The sequence below is a fragment of the Microbacterium sp. ZKA21 genome, from assembly GCF_050434165.1.
Taxonomy (GTDB): Bacteria; Actinomycetota; Actinomycetes; order Actinomycetales; family Microbacteriaceae; genus Microbacterium.
This window is the reverse complement of the sequence record NZ_JBNPVV010000007.1, coordinates 66,386-83,597: the sequence shown is the minus strand read 5'-3', so window position 1 is coordinate 83,597 and position 17,212 is coordinate 66,386. Positions and strand designations below refer to the sequence as shown.

The window sequence follows — 17,212 nt, the reverse complement described above, 5'->3', positions numbered from 1 at the left end:
GTCATTACCTCACGAATCGGCTTCGGAATCGATGCGTGGTTCACTCGCTCTCGTGATTGATTCCCGTGCGAAGAGCAAATTCCTGTCCGCCCTCGGCATCCTGGCAGCCGGCGTGCTGACGCTGTCGATGTCGGCGTGCGCCGGCTCATCCGATTCCGCCGGCGGCGAGGGAGCGGACAGCAGCACGATCGTGATCGGTGCGGACGACGGCACCGAGGTGCACTGGACGATCCTCAAGGACAAGCTGGCGGATGAGGGGATCACCCTCGAGGTGCGCACCATCAACGACGGCGTGCAGCTCAACCAGGGCGTGCAGGATGGCGAACTGGACGTCAACCTCTTCCAGCATCTGATCTTCCTGTCCGAGTTCAACGTCAACAACGAGGGAACGCTCGTGCCGGTCGGTGCGACCGCTCTCTATCCGCTGGCGCTCTACTCCGAGGAGTACGCCAGCACCGAAGACCTCCCAGACGGCGCGAAGGTCGCCGTGCCGAACAACCCGACCAACCTCGCTCGTGCCCTGCTGAACCTGCAGAAGGCCGGCCTGCTCGAGCTGAAGGACGGCGGCAACAGCCTCTCCGGACCCGAGGACATCGTCTCCGGCACCGTCGAGGTGCTTCCCGTCGACACGAACCAGACGGTCGCCGCCCTCAAGGACGGCAGCGCGCAGGCCGCCGTCGTGAACAACACCCAGGCGCAGAAGGGCGGCCTGGGCGACGACCTGATCATCTTCAAGGAAGACCTGGACGACCCGGAGCTCGCGCCCTACATCAACGCCTTCGTCGTCCGCGCGGACCAGGCGGACGACCCCCGCTGGGCGAAGCTCGTGGAGGCGTACCACAGCACCGAGGTCGAAGAAGCCGTGACCGAGCTGAACCAGGGCAACCTGCAGTTCAAGGCCGACTGGACCGCCGAGGACCTGCAGGCCGAACTGACCTCGCTCGAGGACCAGCTGCGGGCGACCCAGGAGTGACGTCGCCGACCGGCGTCTTCGAGCGGGAAGAGCGGAAGAGCAGCAGCATCCGATGAGCATCATCACGTTCGATCACGTCTCCAAGGCGTTCCCCGGAACGCGCAAGGGGGCGGACGTCGCCGCGCTCGATGACGTCGACCTCGAGATCCAGCCCGGATCCATCGTCGGCGTCATCGGGTACTCCGGTGCAGGCAAATCCACGCTCGTCCGGTTGATCAACGGGCTGGAGAAACCATCCTCCGGCGCGGTGACCGTGCTGGGCACCGATGTCGGAACCGCCTCGTCTAGCGAGCTGCGTTCGCTGCGGGGAAGGATCGGGATGATCTTCCAGCAGTTCAATCTCTTCACCTCGCGCACCGTTCGCGGCAACGTGGCGTATCCGCTCAAGGTCGCCGGATGGAAGAAGGCGGACATCGGCCCACGGGTGACCGAACTGCTGGATTTCGTCGGCATCGGCGACAAGGCCGACCGGTACCCGCGCGCCCTGTCCGGGGGGCAGAAGCAGCGAGTCGGCATCGCCAGGGCGATCGCCGCGAATCCGGAGCTCCTGCTGGCGGATGAGGCGACGAGCGCGCTGGATCCGCAGACGACGGGCGAGGTGCTCGCGCTGCTCAAGGAGATCAATCGCCGCCTCGGGATCACGATCGTCGTCATCACGCACCAGATCTCCGTCGTGCACGAGCTGTGCGACCAGGTCATCGTGATGGACGGCGGCAGGGTCGTCGACAGCGGTGACACCTACCGGGTGTTCGCGCATCCGAGAGCGGCACTCACCGAGCGATTCGTGGCCGCCGTCACGCAGGGGGTGCCGTCCGGCGACACGCTCGCCGCGCTGAGCGCCGGTGGCGGACGCCTCATCAGCGTCGACGTCAACGAGTTCACGAGCGAGGACATCGCCGCCGTCTTCGAGAAGCACGGGGTGCGGCACACCGTCGTCTTCGGCGGCGTCACCGATATTCAGGGGCACCAGCTGGGCACGCTCACCTACCGCCTGCAGGGGGATGCCGTGGCGGTGGCCGCTGCAGCATCCGAACTCGCCCACCTGACTCGGGCGGAACTGCTGCCCGGCGCGCCCGTGACGGGAACCGAGGCCGCCTCATGATCGGCATCCGCACGGCGACCGACTGGACGAGCCTGACTCCTGTGCTCCTGCAGTCGATCCAGGAGACGGTCTACATGGTCGTCGTGACGATGCTGATCGGCGGTGCGGCCGGACTCCTCATCGGCGCGCTGCTGTACGCGACGAGGCCGGGGAACCTGTTCGCCAACCGCGCGGTCTTCACGGTTCTCAACTTCGTGATCAACGTCATCCGTCCGATTCCGTTCATCATCTTCCTCACCGCCGTCGGGCCCCTCACCAAGCTCGTCGCCGGCACCACGCTGGGCACAGAGGCGGCGATCGTCCCGATGACGATCATGGCCGCGGTCGTGATCGGCCGCGTCGTGGAGCAGAACCTCGTCGCGGTCGACCCCGGCGTCGTCGAAGCGGCACTGGCGATCGGGGCCAAGCGGTTCGTGATCCTGTTCGGGCTCGTGATCCCCGAGGCGCTCGCGCCGCTGATCCTCGGCTACACGTTCATGTTCATCGCTGTGGTGGACATGTCGGCGATGGCCGGGTACATCGGCGGAGGAGGCCTCGGCAATTTCGCGATCATCTACGGGTACCAGCAGTTCAACCAGGAGGCCACCTGGGTCACGGTCGCGATCATCATCGTCATCGTGCAGGTCGGCCAGCTGTTCGGCAACTGGTTGGCTCAGCGGGTACTGCGGCGATAGCAGCGGACGCTCCGGGACCCGGTGCGGACCGGGCCCCGGGCTAGGCTGGGCGCGTGAGAATCCGCCTCGACATCGCCTACGACGGCACCCACTTCCGGGGCTGGGCGAAGCAGCCGGGGCTGCGCACCGTCCAGGGGACACTCGAAGCGGCGCTCGCGCGCATCGTCGGTTCCGACGTGCAGTTCGTCGTCGCCGGGCGCACGGATGCCGGGGTGCACGCGAGCGGCCAGGTCGCGCACGTCGACCTGGACGAGCAGCAGTGGGCGCGCATCGAAGCGCGCCACGGCCGGGCCGCACACGACCCGGCCGGATCCATCGCCGGTCGCATGCACGGCGTTCTCGGCGCCTACCCCGACGCCACGGTGACCAGGTCTTCGCTCGCACCCGAGGGCTTCGACGCCCGATTCTCCGCCGTCTGGCGCCGCTATCGCTATCGGATCGCCGACCAGATCTCCGGCTTCGATCCGATGCGCAGGCATGACACCACCAGCATCCGGTCCCGTCTGGATGCTGGCGCGATGGATGCCGCGGCGCAGACCCTCATCGGGCTGCACGACTTCGCCGCGTACTGCAAGGCGCGCGAGGAGGCGACGACGATCCGCACGCTGCTGGACTACCGGTGGCATCGGGACGACGACGGCGTCCTCGTGGCGGAGGTCAAGGCGGACGCCTTCTGCCACAGCATGGTGCGCGCGCTCGTCGGTGCGTGCGCCGCCGTGGGGGAGGGGCGTCTGGATGCCGAGGACCTCGTGACGCTGCGCGACGGGCTGGCGCGCACGAGCGAGTTCAAGGTGCTCGCCGCCCGCGGCCTCACGCTCACCGAGGTCGGATATCCGGCGGATGATCTGCTCGCGACCCGCGCCGAGCAGACCAGGGCGCGACGGGACAGGGACGGCTCGCTACCTGAGGCACAGCCGCAGGGTCTAGCGTGAGAGACGATGAAGGTCATCTCCTACAACCTGCGCAAGCACCGGGCGGCCGGTGAGCTCGATGCACTCGTCGACGAGCACGGCGCCGATGTGCTGTGCCTGCAGGAGTGCGACGTGGCGGCGCTGCCGGAGCGCGTCGGAGACCTCGTGCTCGCTCAGGCGACGCAGGGCAATCGCCTGGGGCTCGCCGTCTTCTACCGCGAGAACACGTTCCGTCTGCACTCGATCCGCGCGATCGAGCTGAAGAAGTCCCTGCACGACCGGGTGCTGCGTCCGGCGCACGAGCGGGTCCTCGGCGTGAGACTGTACGACATCGACGATGGGCGCGAGATGATCGTGGCATCGTTCCACGCCGCCCCGCTCACGGCTCTCAACTCGCTCCGTCGCAATCAGATCCGCAACGCCCTGACCGAGCTCGAGAAGCTCGGGCCCGGCGTTCCCATCCTCATGGTCGGCGACTACAACTATCCCGTCTTCAAGGAGAACCTCGGCCAGACGGTCCGCGACCACGGGTACACGCTCACCCTGTCGGATGAGCGCACCTACACGCGCTACCGCGTGTTCAAGGGGCACTACGACTTCGCCACGTCCGAGGGCTTCGACATCGACAGCATCCGCACGCTGCCGCAGCGTGCGAGCGATCACCGCCCCATCCTCATCACCGCACGCCTCGAGTAGGCGCGCGCGGTTTGGGGATTCCGGCCCGGATGCCGTAAGCTAACCCTTTGGTGCCATACTGCGGCACCGCGAACGTGAGCCCTCCACTGGCGTGTTCCCACCGATTTCGGTGAGAACCACCCCGGAGTGGGATTCACGAACTCCTCCGTTCGAACAAGAAAGCAGCACTATCGTGACGCGCACTTACACCCCGAAGGCCGGGCAGATCCAGCGTGACTGGGTCGTCATCGACGCCACTGACGTCGTTCTCGGTCGCCTCGCCTCGCACGCCGCAGCGCTCCTGCGCGGCAAGCACAAGCCGACCTTCGCCAACCACCTCGACTCGGGTGACTTCGTCATCATCGTGAACGCCGACAAGATCGCGCTCACCGGTCAGAAGCTTCAGAAGAAGATGGCCTACCGTCACTCCGGCTACCCGGGCGGCCTGAAGAAGGTCTCCTACGAAGAGCTGATGGAGAAGAACCCCGTCCGCGCCGTCGAGAAGGCCGTCCGGGGCATGCTCCCGAAGAACAGCCTCGGCCGCCAGCAGCTGGGCAAGCTCAAGGTCTACGTGGGTTCCGAGCACCCGCACGCCGCTCAGCAGCCCCAGACGTACACCCTCGACCAGGTCGCCCAGTAAGCGCCGTAACGACTAAGGACATACTCGTGGCTGACATCCAGGACTCCACCGAATTCCCCCAGAACTTCTCGACCGCTACGCCTGAGACCGAAGCAGCAGCGGAGACGGCTCCCCGTCCCGTGCTGAGCGTCCCCGGCGCCGCTGTCGGCCGTCGCAAGCAGGCCATCGCCCGCGTGCGTCTCGTCCCCGGCTCGGGCACGATCACGGTCAACGGCCGCACGATCGAGGACTACTTCCCGAACAAGCTGCACCAGCAGCTGATCAACGACCCGTTCACGGTGCTGAACCTCGCCGGTTCCTACGACGTGATCGCCCGCATCTCCGGCGGTGGCCCCTCGGGCCAGGCCGGTGCGCTGCGCCTCGGCATCGCCCGTGCGCTGAACGGCATCGACCTCGAGAACAACCGCGCCACCCTGAAGAAGGCCGGCTTCCTCTCCCGTGACGCTCGCGTCAAGGAGCGCAAGAAGGCTGGTCTCAAGAAGGCCCGCAAGGCGCCTCAGTACTCGAAGCGTTAAGCCCGACAGTCCTTCATGGCACTGTTCGGCACGGACGGCGTGCGAGGTCTTGCCAACGGCATCCTCACCGCCGACCTGGCGCTCTCCCTGGCCCAGGCGACTGCAGTCGTCCTGGGCCAGGGCCGTACTGCCGAGGCGCGCAAGGCGCAGGGCAAGCGGCTCACAGCCGTCGTCGCCCGCGATCCGCGCGTCTCCGGTGAGTTCCTGGCCGCAGCCGTTTCGGCCGGCCTCGCTTCCTCCGGTGTCGATGTCCTCGACGCCGGAGTGATCCCGACCCCGGCTCTGGCGTTCCTCGTCGCCGACCGCGACGCCGACTTCGGTGTCATGGTCTCGGCGTCGCACAACCCGGCGCCCGACAACGGCATCAAGATCTTCGCCCGCGGCGGCGTGAAGCTGCCCGACGTCGTCGAGCAGCGCATCGAGGCCGCGATGTCCGGCGAGAAGCTGCTGCCCACCGGTGCATCCGTCGGCCGCATCCAGCGCTTCTCGGATGCTGAGGACCGTTACGTCGTGCACCTGCTCGGCTCGCTGCCGAATCAATTGGACGGCCTGCACGTCGTGCTCGATTGCGCGAACGGCGCCGCCTCCGGCGTCTCACCGGAGACCTTCCGGGATGCCGGGGCAGAGGTCACCGTCATCGGTGCCGACCCCGATGGCATGAACATCAACGACGGTGTGGGATCGACGCATCTCGATCAGCTGGCCGAAGCGGTCATCCGCCTCGGCGCCGATGTGGGCATCGCCCACGACGGCGACGCGGACCGCTGCCTCGCGGTCGATGCCGACGGCAAGGCGATCGACGGCGACCAGATCATGGCGATCCTCGCGATCGCGATGAAGGAGCGCGGGCACCTCACGGACGACACGCTCGTCGCGACCGTCATGAGCAACCTCGGGCTTCATGTCGCCATGCGCGAGCACGGCATCACCGTCCGTCAGACCGCGGTGGGTGACCGCTACGTCCTCGAGGACATGAATGCGAACGGCTACGCCCTCGGTGGCGAGCAGTCCGGTCACGTCATCATGAGCGAGTTCGCCACCACCGGCGACGGCCTGCTCACCGGCCTGCATCTGGTCGCGGAGATGGCGCATCAGAAGAAGACGCTCGCGGAGCTCGCGAGCGTCATGACGGTGTACCCGCAGGTGCTCACCAACGTCCCCGGCGTCGACAAGGACCGCGTCGCGGACGACCACGGCGTACAGGAAGCCGTCCGCACCGTCGAGCAGGCGCTCGGCGACACCGGCCGCGTCCTGCTCCGCAAGTCCGGCACGGAGCCGCTCGTCCGCGTCATGGTCGAAGCCGCGGATGCCGAGTCGGCGCAGGGCTACGCGCAGCAGCTCGCCGACGTCGTCAAGGAGCGCCTGGCGCTCTGAGCAGCAGAGCGGCGCCGGCTCAGATGCCGGCGCCGCTCCAGCTCATCGACTCGATGTAGCGCAGCAGCACGCCTTCGCGCAGCGCCCACGGCGACACCTCGAGCTCCTTCACGTTCAGCATGCGCATCGCGGTGTGCAGCGCGACGGCTGCCGCGACGATCTGGAACGTGCGATCCGGCGTGATGCCCGGCAGCTCCTGCCGTGCGGACGCGGGCAGGCGCGCGAGCCGCGGGATCCACGATCCGAGCTCCTCGCGGGGCAGCAGCATTCGGTCGATGCCGGACCAGCCCGGTACCGGATAGCCGACCAGGCGGGCGAGTGACCGGATCGCCTTCGACGACCCGACCACGTGGTCCGGCCGGGGGAGCGCGTCGAAGGTCGGCGTCACGTGCGACAGCACCGAGACGGAGTGGGCGCGCAGGCGCTCGACGGCCTGCTCGCCGGGAGGATCCTCCGGCAGGAACTCCACGGTCGTACGCCCCGCTCCGAGCGGGACGGATGCCGCGGCATCCGGGATCTCGTTCGACCCGGCCGCGATCTCGAGCGACCCGCCGCCGATGTCCAGTAGCAGCAGGTGACCTGCCGACCAGCCGAACCAGCGACGGACCGCGAGGAACGTCAGCTCCGCTTCGGTCTCGCCGTCGAGCACCTGCAGCGGCTGGCCGAGCGCCGCCTCGATGCGCGCGATCACATCGGCGCCGTTCGTCGCCTCTCGGACCGCGCTGGTGGCGGTGGCGAGCAGGGCGCCGACGTTCTCGGAAGCGGCGACCGTCCGTGCGCGCGTCACCGCGGCGACGAGCGCCTGAACGCCGTCCTCCGAGATCGATCCGTCCGGAGTGAGATAGCGCATGAGGCGCAGGACGGTCCGATCGCTCGTCGTCGCCAGCGGCCGGCCCCCGGGGCGGACGTCGGCGGCGAGCAGATGGACGGTGTTCGAACCGATGTCTATGACTCCCAGGCGCACGGGGAAAGCGTACCGGCGCAGGGTCGACGGCGACGTGATCACATGCGCTCTGCGAGCCAGTTCGCCTGGCGCACCCACTGCGCGAGTTGTCCGCCCTCGTGACCGTTGAACGGGTACGCCTCGATCTCGGCATCCGATGAGGCCAGATGGTTGTACGCGGCATAGACGCTGGAGGGAAGCACGATGCCGTCCATGAGCGCGGCGGAGAACAGGGCCGGTTGGTGGATGCGGCGTGCGAAGTTCACTCCGTCGAAGTACGACAGCGTCTCGAAGACCTGGTCGACCCGGCTGCGGTGCACGGCGAGATAGCGTTCGATCTCGGCGTACGGGTGGTCGGGGGTGCGCTCGACCGACCTGCGGAAGTGGCACAGGAAAGGCACGTCCGGCATGGCGGCGAAGACCTCGGGATGCAGAGCCGCCGCTGCGATCGAGATCCCGCCGCCCTGGCTGCCGCCCGTCACGCTGACCCGGTCGGCGCGCACGAAGGGGAGCTCGCGTGCGGTGTCGACCGCGCGGACGGCATCCGTGAAGAGCCGCCGGTAGTAGTACGTGTCGGGCTCTTCGATCCCGCGCGTCATGTAGCCGGTCGAGGCGGATCCGGATCCGTGCGGATCCGGGGTGTCGCCGCCGGTGCCCCAGTTCGCCCCCTGACCGCGGGTGTCCATGAGCACGTGCACGTAGCCGGCCGATGCCCATTGCAGCCGTTCGCCCGGGATGCCGCGGCCACCGCCATAGCCGATGTACTCGACGACCGCGGGCAGAGGTTCGTCGGTCAGCGGGCGGGTGACCCACGCGCGGATCGGGTCGCCGCCGAAGCCGCTGAACGTGAGATCCTCGACGATCAGCTGGGTCACCGGTGTGTCAGCCGGCGTCAGCGCGATCGGCGTCGCCGCGGTGCGCGCCTCGGTCAGCGTGCGCTGCCAGAACGCGTCGAAATCCGCGGGTTCGGCGACATCAGGACGGTAGGTCTCGAGCTCGTCGAGGGAGAGATCAGTCAAAGCCACGGCATCACGGTAGCGGGTGGACTCGGTGTTTCGCGAAACGCGAGACGCGAGGTTGCGCTGGCTCCCGGAAGCGCCTATCTTGATGTCGAAGCGTTTCGATGCTGTCCACGCGTGGGAGCGCTCTCCGATCGTTACCCGGGTGTGACGCCGCGAGGATTGACGAACAGCAATCGACGTGGTTAATTCAATCGAAGCGATTCGACAAACCTGCGGGCGATGACGCCCCCGACGCGCAAGGCATGGCACGATGACGACCACGACCCTGACCGAGACCATGGTCACGCAACTCGACGATGTCGAGAATCCGTCGCGCAGACGGCGCCGGCGCCGAGATGCACAGCGTCCGGCCGGCGGACGCAAGTCGTACGGCATGTTCCTCGTGATCCTGCCGTTCATCGTGCTGGCGTTCCTGTTCTCGTACTTCCCGCTGTACGGATGGATCTACTCGCTGTACGACTACAAGCCCGCTCTGGGCCTGTCCGGCAGCGAGTTCGTCGGTCTGCAGTGGTTCCAGATGCTCGTGAGCTCGCCGACGCAGGTGGCGCAGATCTCTCAGGTCATGATGAACACGCTGGCGATCAGCTTCCTCGGCATCGCCACCAGCGTGCTGCCGCTCGGCTTCGCGATCTTCCTCAACGAGATCCGCGCGCCGTGGTTCCGCAACGCCGTCCAGACGCTGACCACGCTCCCCAACTTCATCTCCTGGGTGCTCGTCTACATGATCGCGTTCTCGTTGTTCTCCAGTTCAGGACTCGTGAACAACGTCCTGGGCGACTGGGGCATCATCACAGCGCCCATCAAGTTCCTCGACACCGATCAGAACGTCTGGCTCACCATGACGCTGTGGAGCATCTGGAAGGGGCTCGGCTGGGGAGCGATCATCTACCTCGCCGCGATCGCCGGCATCGACCAGTCGCTGTACGAATCGGCTGAGATCGACGGCGCCGGTCGCTTCCAGAAGATGTGGTACATCACGATCCCGCAGTTGATGCCCACCTACCTCGTGCTCCTGCTGCTGTCCATCGCGAACCTCCTGAACAACGGCATGGAGCAGTACTACGTGTTCCAGAACGCCTTCAACAAGGAGTGGATCCAGGTGCTCGACCTGTACGTCTACAACATCGGCATGACGGGCAACAGCCTGTCGATGGCGACTGCGATCGGGATGCTGAAGAGCATCGTCTCGGTCATCCTCCTGTTCACCGTCAACGCCATCGCCAAGCGCGTGCGCGGCGAATCGATCGTCTGAGAGGCGCGCCATGACCGCTCTGACCGCACCCCCCACGCGCCCCGTCCGCCCGACCGGGCCGAAGAGACGCAAGCCCGATACCGAACGACACGGCGGCGACGTGATGTTCGCGATCGTCAACTACACGGTGTTCGCGCTTCTCGTCGTGCTGTGCGCCTACCCGTTCTACTACCTCATCATCAACTCGATCAGCGCGAACGACGTCTCCGCGCTCGGCGACGTCCGGCTGTGGCCGATCGACGTGCACTTCGACAACTACAAGGAAGTGTTCAAGCTCAACGGCCTGCCGCTCGCGGCCGTCGTCAGCATCGCGCGCACCGTGATCGGCACGGTCTTCACGGTTCTCGCCTCGGCCTTCCTCGGCTTCATGTTCACGCAGAAGAAGATGTGGGCGCGGCAGTTCTGGTACCGGTTCATCATCATCACGATGTACTTCAGCGCCGGCCTCATCCCGGTCTTCATCATCATGAAGAACCTCGGCCTGACCAACAACTTCTGGGTTTACGTCCTGCCGTTCATCGTGCAGCCGTTCTTCATCATCCTCGTGAAGACCTTCGTCGAGTCGATGCCCGAATCGCTGCAGGAGGCGGCCGAGCTGGATGGCGCGAACATCGTCCAGATCTTCTTCAAGGTGTACCTGCCCAATATGACGCCGATCCTCGCGACGGTCGCGATCTTCTCGGCGGTGGCGCAGTGGAACAGCTTCCAGGACACCCTGATCTACATCACGGATCAGAGCCTGTACACGCTGCAGTACCTGCTCTACATGTTCATCAACCAGGCATCGAGCCTCGCCCAGGCGGCGCAGAACGCCGGCGGCGACCTGTCCGGAATCGTGTCGGCAGCGACCTCTCAGACGCCGACCTCGATCCGCATGACCGTGTCGGTGATCGTCGTCCTGCCGATCATCTTCATCTACCCCCTGTTCCAGCGCTTCTTCGTGAAGGGCATCATGCTGGGCGCCGTCAAGGGCTGACGGTCCCGGTACCACGCACCACAGAAAGGAAAGCAATGAAGCTGAAGAGGAAAGCCGCGCTCGGAGTGGTCGCACTCCTCGCGGTCGGTTCGCTGGCCGCGTGCAGCGGCGAGCCTGCCGATACCGACGAGTCCCAGGTCGACTCGTTCCCGGAGAAGTGGGACGAGGAGATCACGATCGACGTGTTCGACGGTCTCGCCAACTACATGGGCATGCAGGAGGGCTGGTTCGGCGAACTGGTCCACGAGAAGTTCAACATGAAGCTGAACATCATCGCCCCCAACGTCGCCGGCGGTGGCGACACGCTCTACAACACGCGCGTCTCGGCCGGCGACCTGGGCGATCTCATCGTCACGGACAAGGGGCAGAAGCTCGACGAACTCGTCGAGGGTGGCCTCGTGCTCGACGCGTCGAAGTACTACCCGGCGATGGGCAACCTCGAGCGGTTCGACAAGGCGGTCGACAAGCTCAACGACGGCAAGGACGGCACGTTCGCCTTCCCGACCTCCGTCTCCAGCATCCTGCCGACCGAACCCAGCGAGGGACTGGAGCCGACGTTCGGCGCCTACCTGCGCTGGGACCTGTACTCCCAGCTCGGCTACCCGGAGGTCGACACCCTCGAGGATCTGCTGCCCGTGCTGAAGGACATGCAGGATCTGCAGCCCACCGCGCCGAACGGCAAGAAGGTCTATGCGCTCTCCCTGTTCAAGGACTGGGACGGCAACATGATGAACAACGCCAAGCAGCCGATCACCTACTACGGCTACGACGAGCTCGGCTTCGCTCTGGCCAAGGCCGACGGTTCGGACTACCAGGGCATCCTCGACGATGACGGCGAGTACCTGCGTGTGCTGAAGTTCTACAACGAGGCGTACCGCATGGGTCTGGTCGACCCCGAGTCGACGACCCAGAACTACGACACGCTCTGGTCGAAGTTCCAGAACGGTCAGGTGCTTTACTCGTGGTGGCCGTGGCTCGGGCAGTCCGCGTACAACACCGAGGACAACATGAACGCCGGCACCGGGTTCATGCTCGTCCCGATCGAGGACCAGACCATCTTCTCGTACGGTGCGGAGGCGTACGGCGGCAAGCAGGTCTTCTCGATCGGCTCGAAGGCGGAGGACCCCGAGCGCATCGCGGCCTTCATCGACTGGCTGTACTCCACCGAGGGCACCTACACCAACAACAGCCAGACGCAGGGTGCGGCAGGCCCTGAGGGGCTCACGTGGGAGATGGGCGACGACGGACAGCCGAAGCTGACCGAGTTCGGCCAGGAGGTCTTCCTCACCGGCGACGCGACGGTCCCCGAGGAGTGGGGCGGCGGCAGCTACATCGACGGCACGTCGACGCTGAACGTCAGCGCCGTGCTCCCGAACGACATCGACGAGAACACCGGGCTGCAGTACAACTACCAGTTCTGGCCGCACTACCAGGAGCTCACGCAGAACGACCTCCGGGCCGACTGGTCCTCGCACATGGACGACGCGACGAGCACCATGGAGTTCCTGAAGTCGAACGACCAGCTCCTGGTCGCCCCCGGCGCGAGCTACACCGCTCCCGCGGACGACTCGCAGACCGAGGCGCTGCGCAACCAGGTGAAGGCTCTCGTGGTGCAGTACTCCTGGCAGGCGACGTTCGCCGAGAGCGAGGCGGACTTCGACAAGCTCTGGTCCGAACTGCAGGAGACCGCGAAGGGACTCGGCTACGAGGACGTCCTGAAGGTCGACCTCGACCGTGCCGAGGAGCAGAACGCGGCGCGCGAAGCGGTCGCGGAGGAGTTCGCGGAGTAGGCATTCCGCCCGAAGGAGAAGGGGCCCGGCGCACGCGCGCCGGGCCCCTTCGCGTGCACGCGGGGTGCGGGAGGCGCGGGGAACGGTCGCATTCGGTCGCATCGGGCGGCGCAGGCGGACGCTCGCGTCGCCTTGCGGGTGGCGCGGCGGGGTGTCGCGCGCAGAAGACGCATCCGGTCGCCTCGGGAACGCGGAGGCGGCCATCCGAGGCCGCTCTCGAAGCGGCGGGCCCCGAGCGGCGGGCCTCGGGTATCAGCCGCGGCGGGCGAAGACGCTGCGGAACAGGAACGCCGACGCGTAGGCGCCGATCGAGAAGCCGATGGTGACCAGGACGACGCCGAACATCGGGAACACGATCGTGATGCACACCAGAGCGATCGGGATGAGCAGGATGCCGAACGTGCGCACCGGCTCAGCGGCGGGCAGCAGCAGCGCGTTCTTGAGCGCCTGACGGAACGGCGTGGTGAACGCGGCGGTGAGCGCCATCGCGAACAGGAAAGAGGCGAACAGGTAGATCGCGGCGATGGTCGCCACGATGGTCGCGGCCCCTGCCAGCAGGCTCGGATGGGATGCCCAGAACACCGCGCTCGCTGCGAGCAGGAGCATCGGCACCGCGAGGCACAGGCCGAGCAGTGTGGCGCGCCCGGCGTTGCGCCCGAACGCGGGGAAGAAGTCCTTCACCGGGCGTCCGCTCTCGTCGTCCGAGTACCGGATCGTCACCTCGTACAGCGCGCTCGTCGCCGCCGGGATCGTCAGGATCGGGATGCAGGTGGCGATATACATCACGTTCAGCGCGACGAACCCGAGGAATGACGACATCCCCTGGAGAGACCGGCTCTCCGGGTCGATCTTCATGATGCGGTCGCGGATGCGACGGCATCCGAAGCGGACTCGAGACGGGGAGCGAGCAGCTGCACCGGCGGCAGGTCCTGGCCCTCGAGAAGCCGCAGGAGGGCGCGGGTCGCGCTGACGCCGAGTTCCTCTGCGGGCACGTCGATGCTGTCGGTGAGCGTCGGCACTGTCCGCGCGACGTTCGCCGGACAGAGCGCGATCACGTCGAGCTCTCGACCGTCGTCTCCGGAGCTGAGGCGGCCCGCGACGTACGGCAGCGCTCCTTCGTTGTGGAACAGGATGCCGGTGACATCCGGGCGTGCGGCAAGGATCGCATCGACGGCGGCGACGGATTCCTGGCTGCTCGGGCAGGCGTGCACCTCTGCATCCAGTCCGAGCTCGTCGGCGGCCGCGAGGAAGCCGCGGCCCAGGCGATCGGCGTACGACGTGTGCCGTGCCATGACCTCCTCCGGGGCGCCGATGAGCGCGACGTGCGTGTGGCCGAGTTCGGCGAGGCGGGAGGCGGCCAGCCGGCCCGCCGCCTCGAAGTCGAAGTCCACGCAGGCGATTCCGTCTGCTCCGGCGGGGAGCCCGATCAGCACGGCCGGCGTCGGCAGCTCTTCGAGCGTCGTGATGCGGGGGTCGTCGGATTCGATGTCCATCACGAGCAGGGCGTCGACCATGGAGGCACGGGCCGCCCGGCTGAGACCGGCGGCATCGTCGCTCGTCAGCAGCAGGATGTCGTACTGGTTGGCGCGCGCTTCGCGCACGACGCCGGCGACGATCTCCATCACCACATGCACATCGACGCCGGTGCGCAGCGGAGCCTGCAGCCCGATGACGTTGGTCGAACGGGATGCCAGGGATCGCGCGCTCGCGTGCGGGCTGTACTTGAGATCGGCGATGGCCTGCTCGACGCGGTCCCGCGTGTCCTGCGAGATCGTCCGCTTCCCGCTCATGACATAGGACACGGTGGAGATCGACACGCCGGCGGCGCGTGCGACCTCGGCGATCGTCACCATCTCGACTCCTTCGGCTCGATGACCATGTCTTCTCCCGGCTGTAGCCCGAGCATCGTCTCGTCGAGCCCGGGGCCCGAGATCACGACCGCACGGGCGGTGTCAGAGCGCAATCGTACCCGGGCGATGGCGCCGGCCCGCCAGACGAGGTCGACGCGCACGCCGCCGCGGGCGCGCAGCCCATCGATGGCGCCGTCGGCCCACGCGGGCGGCAGGGCGGGGAGCACGCGGATACGGGTCTGCGCACGGTCGGTGCCGTGCGACTGCACGAGCGCCTCGGCGACACCGGCGGTCAGCCCGAGATTGCCGTCGATCTGGAACGGCGGGTGCGCACTGAACAGATTCTCGTAGACGCCGCCGCGCTGACCGTGGGCGTCCTGGGCGGGGCGCAGCGACAGCCGGAGCTGGTCGTGCACGCGCGCACCGTCGCCCAGGCGGGCCCACATCGAGATCCGCCACGCGAGGGCCCAGCCGGTGGATTCCGGTCCGCGCGCCAGGATGGCCTTCGCGGCGGCGGATGCCAATGCGGGGGTGCCGTCTGGAGTGATCGCGTCGAGCGGGTACAGTCCGACCAGATGCGACAGGTGCCGATGCAGCGGCTCGGCATCCGCGACGTCGCGATCCCATTCCGAAAGGCGCCCGTCCGGCAGGATGCGCGGCGCGGGCAGCAGCGCGGTCACGCGGCGGAGCTCGTCGAGCCAGTCGGGGGCGATGTCGAGGACCGCGGCGGCGCCAGCGCACGCGGCGGACAGTGCGCGCAGGAGGGTGACATCCATCGTCGTGGACTCGCCGAGTGCTCTCGGTTCGCCAGCCTCATCGAGGAAGCGGTTCTCTGGCGAGGTGGACGGGCTCGTCCAGGCGCGCTCGCCGTCGCTGCGGATCCAACTCAGGGCGAAGCGCGCCGAGCCCTCCAGCACGGGCCAGATCTCCGAGCGCAGGCGCGCGACATCGTCATCGAACGCGAACGCGTCCCACAGCTGCAGGCTGAGCCAGACACCGCCCATCGGCCAGAACGCCCATGACGGGTCGCCCGAGCCGCCGCCGACAGGGGCGGCGTGCCCCCAGGCATCCGAGTTGTGGTGCATCACCCAGCCGTCGGCGCCGTGCAGCTCGCGCGCGACGGTGCGACCGGTGGTCGCCGCCACGCGGGCGACGAACGCGCGCAGCGGGTCTAGGCATTCCGGTAGACCCGTCACGGCGGCCGGCCAGTAGGCCATCTCGAGGTTGATGTTCGACGTGTAGGCGCTGGACCACGGAGCGGGCAGCTCCGCGTTCCAGATGCCCTGCAGCGTCAGCGGGATCGACGCGCGTCGCGATGACGAGAGCAGCAGATAGCGGCCGTAGTGGAACGCGAGGGCCGCGAGCCCTTCGTCCGGGCGCTCCTGCGCCAGGGCGATCCGCTCGTCCAGCGGCAGGTCACCGGCATCTGCTGCCGAGGGCAGCTCGAGCGCGCACCGTGCGTACCGCTCCCGGTGCGCGCGGACGTGCTCGTCCCGCAGGGCTGCGGCGTCGGATGCCGTGCTGACAGCGGCTCCGGCGATCGCGTCGCGGGTGTCCGCTGGGGCGTCGGGGAGGCCGGGGGCGGTCGCGGTTCCGATCAGCAGCAGGTGCTCGCGCGCAGGGGCCGTGGTGAGGATGCCGTCGGCCGCCGTCGCCTCGACCGATGAGCGGATCGAGATCGCCGCCGTGCGGCCGATGGCCTCGTCGTAGCGGATGGGGTCGTCTGCGTGCGCGTGGCCAGGGGCGACGTCGATCGGGAGATGCCACTCGACGCCCAGGACGCCGTCGGTGTGCTCGACCCGGTGCGGGCGGAGCAGGCTGTCGGCCGAGACCCGTACGCTGACCGGCTGCTCGGCGACGATGCGGTGCACGATGGCGCCGGCTTCGGCATCCGCCCAGGTCTCGTGCCTGACCAGGCCGGCCTCCGAGGCGTACTCGTGCGCGGCGATCGCCGTGCGCAGGTCCAGGGTGCGGCGAAGCGTGGCGCCGTCGCCCGTCACGTCGACCAGATCGATGTCGACCAGGCCGAGCGGCATGTAGGCCTGCGACCACGGGGTCTGCTGCTGCTGCACCAGGCGTTCGGCCTCGTCGCCGTCGCCGCGGGCGATCGCGGCGCGCGCCGCGTCCTGAACAGCCGGGCTGCGATCCTCGACGCCGGACAGCGGGTCGGCGATCGGGATGCCTGACCACGCCGTGATGTCGTTGAGGTGCAGGCGCTCGCCGCCGATGCGGCCCTCGCACATGGCCCCGCGGATGCCGTCTCCGACCGGGAAGGCTGCCGTCCAGCGCTCGGCGGGCCGGTGATGGCGGAGGACGTGGAGAGCGGCGGGGAGGCGGGTGTGATCGGAAGGGGTGAGGGCGTCTGCGGCCTCGACGTGGCGGTCGTGGTCGGAAGGGGTGAGGGCGTCTGCGGCCTCGACGTGGCGGTCGTGGGGGGAAGGGGCGAGGGCGTCTGCGGCCTCGATGGACATCGGCACGTGGCTAGTATATGGTCTCGTTGTTGAAACGCTTCGAC

Annotated in this window: 16 protein-coding genes; 11 read left to right on the top strand and 5 right to left on the bottom strand. The window is 67.7% G+C overall.

The window, feature by feature from the left end:
* Positions 1 to 52 precede the first annotated feature (52 nt).
* The 8 genes from M2317_RS14450 (at position 53) to glmM (ending at position 6,864) form a co-directional block, all read left to right on the top strand.
* Positions 53 to 973, top strand: a complete 921-nt coding sequence (locus M2317_RS14450) for a MetQ/NlpA family ABC transporter substrate-binding protein (RefSeq protein WP_429461291.1) — start codon at positions 53 to 55, stop codon at positions 971 to 973.
* Between the two features lie 52 nt (positions 974 to 1,025).
* Positions 1,026 to 2,075 (top strand): methionine ABC transporter ATP-binding protein, encoded by a 1,050-nt coding sequence (locus M2317_RS14445; RefSeq protein WP_429461289.1) that lies wholly within the window; start codon positions 1,026 to 1,028, stop codon positions 2,073 to 2,075.
* Entirely contained in the window at positions 2,072 to 2,749 is a 678-nt protein-coding gene (locus M2317_RS14440) for a methionine ABC transporter permease (RefSeq protein WP_429461287.1), read from the top strand. Before M2317_RS14445 ends, M2317_RS14440 begins: the two co-directional genes overlap by 4 nt.
* 53 nt (positions 2,750 to 2,802) lie before the next feature.
* Positions 2,803 to 3,681, top strand: coding sequence for a tRNA pseudouridine(38-40) synthase TruA (truA, locus tag M2317_RS14435; RefSeq protein ID WP_429461285.1), 879 nt, complete (start codon positions 2,803 to 2,805; stop codon positions 3,679 to 3,681).
* Positions 3,682 to 3,687: 6 nt separating this feature from the next.
* Positions 3,688 to 4,356 (top strand): endonuclease/exonuclease/phosphatase family protein, encoded by a 669-nt coding sequence (locus tag M2317_RS14430; protein ID WP_429461283.1) that lies wholly within the window; start codon positions 3,688 to 3,690, stop codon positions 4,354 to 4,356.
* Between the two features lie 172 nt (positions 4,357 to 4,528).
* Positions 4,529 to 4,975 (top strand): 50S ribosomal protein L13, encoded by a 447-nt coding sequence (rplM, locus tag M2317_RS14425; protein ID WP_429461281.1) that lies wholly within the window; start codon positions 4,529 to 4,531, stop codon positions 4,973 to 4,975.
* A gap of 26 nt (positions 4,976 to 5,001) precedes the next feature.
* A complete protein-coding gene (gene rpsI / locus M2317_RS14420; protein WP_429461279.1) occupies positions 5,002 to 5,490 on the top strand; it encodes a 30S ribosomal protein S9 in 489 nt (162 codons plus the stop codon).
* 15 nt (positions 5,491 to 5,505) lie between these two features.
* Positions 5,506 to 6,864 carry a phosphoglucosamine mutase gene (glmM, locus tag M2317_RS14415; RefSeq protein WP_429461277.1) on the top strand — a complete coding sequence of 453 codons (1,359 nt, stop codon included), beginning with the start codon at positions 5,506 to 5,508 and terminating at the stop codon, positions 6,862 to 6,864.
* Between the two features lie 19 nt (positions 6,865 to 6,883).
* Here the strand turns inward: glmM and M2317_RS14410 are convergent, their stop codons facing one another.
* A complete protein-coding gene (locus tag M2317_RS14410; protein WP_429461276.1) occupies positions 6,884 to 7,828 on the bottom strand; it encodes a Ppx/GppA phosphatase family protein in 945 nt (314 codons plus the stop codon).
* Positions 7,829 to 7,866: 38 nt separating this feature from the next.
* Positions 7,867 to 8,832, bottom strand: a complete 966-nt coding sequence (locus tag M2317_RS14405; protein ID WP_429461274.1) for an acetylxylan esterase — start codon at positions 8,830 to 8,832, stop codon at positions 7,867 to 7,869.
* Between the two features lie 247 nt (positions 8,833 to 9,079).
* Here M2317_RS14405 and M2317_RS14400 point away from each other — a divergent pair, with 247 nt between their 5' ends.
* From M2317_RS14400 to M2317_RS14390, 3 genes are read left to right on the top strand one after another with little or no spacing between them, the layout of a single operon-like run.
* Positions 9,080 to 10,081: an ABC transporter permease gene (locus tag M2317_RS14400; protein ID WP_429461272.1), complete on the top strand. Its 1,002-nt coding sequence runs from the start codon at positions 9,080 to 9,082 to the stop codon at positions 10,079 to 10,081.
* A gap of 10 nt (positions 10,082 to 10,091) precedes the next feature.
* On the top strand, positions 10,092 to 11,057 hold the full coding sequence (locus M2317_RS14395) for a carbohydrate ABC transporter permease (protein WP_429461270.1): 966 nt from the start codon (positions 10,092 to 10,094) through the stop codon (positions 11,055 to 11,057).
* Between the two features lie 35 nt (positions 11,058 to 11,092).
* Positions 11,093 to 12,847 (top strand): ABC transporter substrate-binding protein, encoded by a 1,755-nt coding sequence (locus M2317_RS14390; RefSeq protein WP_429461269.1) that lies wholly within the window; start codon positions 11,093 to 11,095, stop codon positions 12,845 to 12,847.
* A gap of 252 nt (positions 12,848 to 13,099) precedes the next feature.
* Here M2317_RS14390 and M2317_RS14385 read toward each other — a convergent pair whose 3' ends face one another.
* Genes M2317_RS14385 through M2317_RS14375 form a run of 3 tightly spaced genes read right to left on the bottom strand, consistent with a single transcriptional unit; the run spans position 13,100 to position 17,168 of the window.
* Entirely contained in the window at positions 13,100 to 13,702 is a 603-nt protein-coding gene (locus tag M2317_RS14385) for a YesL family protein (protein WP_429461268.1), read from the bottom strand.
* Positions 13,699 to 14,700: a LacI family DNA-binding transcriptional regulator gene (locus M2317_RS14380; RefSeq protein WP_429461266.1), complete on the bottom strand. Its 1,002-nt coding sequence runs from the start codon at positions 14,698 to 14,700 to the stop codon at positions 13,699 to 13,701. Before M2317_RS14380 ends, M2317_RS14385 begins: the two co-directional genes overlap by 4 nt.
* Positions 14,694 to 17,168: a glycosyl hydrolase family 95 catalytic domain-containing protein gene (locus tag M2317_RS14375; RefSeq protein ID WP_429461597.1), complete on the bottom strand. Its 2,475-nt coding sequence runs from the start codon at positions 17,166 to 17,168 to the stop codon at positions 14,694 to 14,696. The genes M2317_RS14380 and M2317_RS14375 overlap by 7 nt, the downstream gene beginning before the upstream one ends.
* Positions 17,169 to 17,212: the final 44 nt, after the last annotated feature.

What these genes read in the sequence shown, in the direction of transcription:
- M2317_RS14445 (WP_429461289.1), top strand. Translation starts at nt 1,026, where the DNA reads ATGAGCATCATCACGTTCGATCACGTCTCCAAGGCGTTCCCCGGAACG.
- M2317_RS14440 (WP_429461287.1), top strand. Translation starts at nt 2,072, where the DNA reads ATGATCGGCATCCGCACGGCGACCGACTGGACGAGCCTGACTCCTGTG.
- M2317_RS14430 (WP_429461283.1), top strand. Translation starts at nt 3,688, where the DNA reads ATGAAGGTCATCTCCTACAACCTGCGCAAGCACCGGGCGGCCGGTGAG.
- glmM (WP_429461277.1), top strand. Translation starts at nt 5,506, where the DNA reads ATGGCACTGTTCGGCACGGACGGCGTGCGAGGTCTTGCCAACGGCATC.
- M2317_RS14400 (WP_429461272.1), top strand. Translation starts at nt 9,080, where the DNA reads ATGACGACCACGACCCTGACCGAGACCATGGTCACGCAACTCGACGAT.
- M2317_RS14395 (WP_429461270.1), top strand. Translation starts at nt 10,092, where the DNA reads ATGACCGCTCTGACCGCACCCCCCACGCGCCCCGTCCGCCCGACCGGG.
- M2317_RS14390 (WP_429461269.1), top strand. Translation starts at nt 11,093, where the DNA reads ATGAAGCTGAAGAGGAAAGCCGCGCTCGGAGTGGTCGCACTCCTCGCG.
- M2317_RS14385 (WP_429461268.1), bottom strand. Translation starts at nt 13,702, where the DNA reads ATGAAGATCGACCCGGAGAGCCGGTCTCTCCAGGGGATGTCGTCATTC.
- M2317_RS14380 (WP_429461266.1), bottom strand. Translation starts at nt 14,700, where the DNA reads ATGGTGACGATCGCCGAGGTCGCACGCGCCGCCGGCGTGTCGATCTCC.
- M2317_RS14375 (WP_429461597.1), bottom strand. Translation starts at nt 17,168, where the DNA reads ATGTCCATCGAGGCCGCAGACGCCCTCGCCCCTTCCCCCCACGACCGC.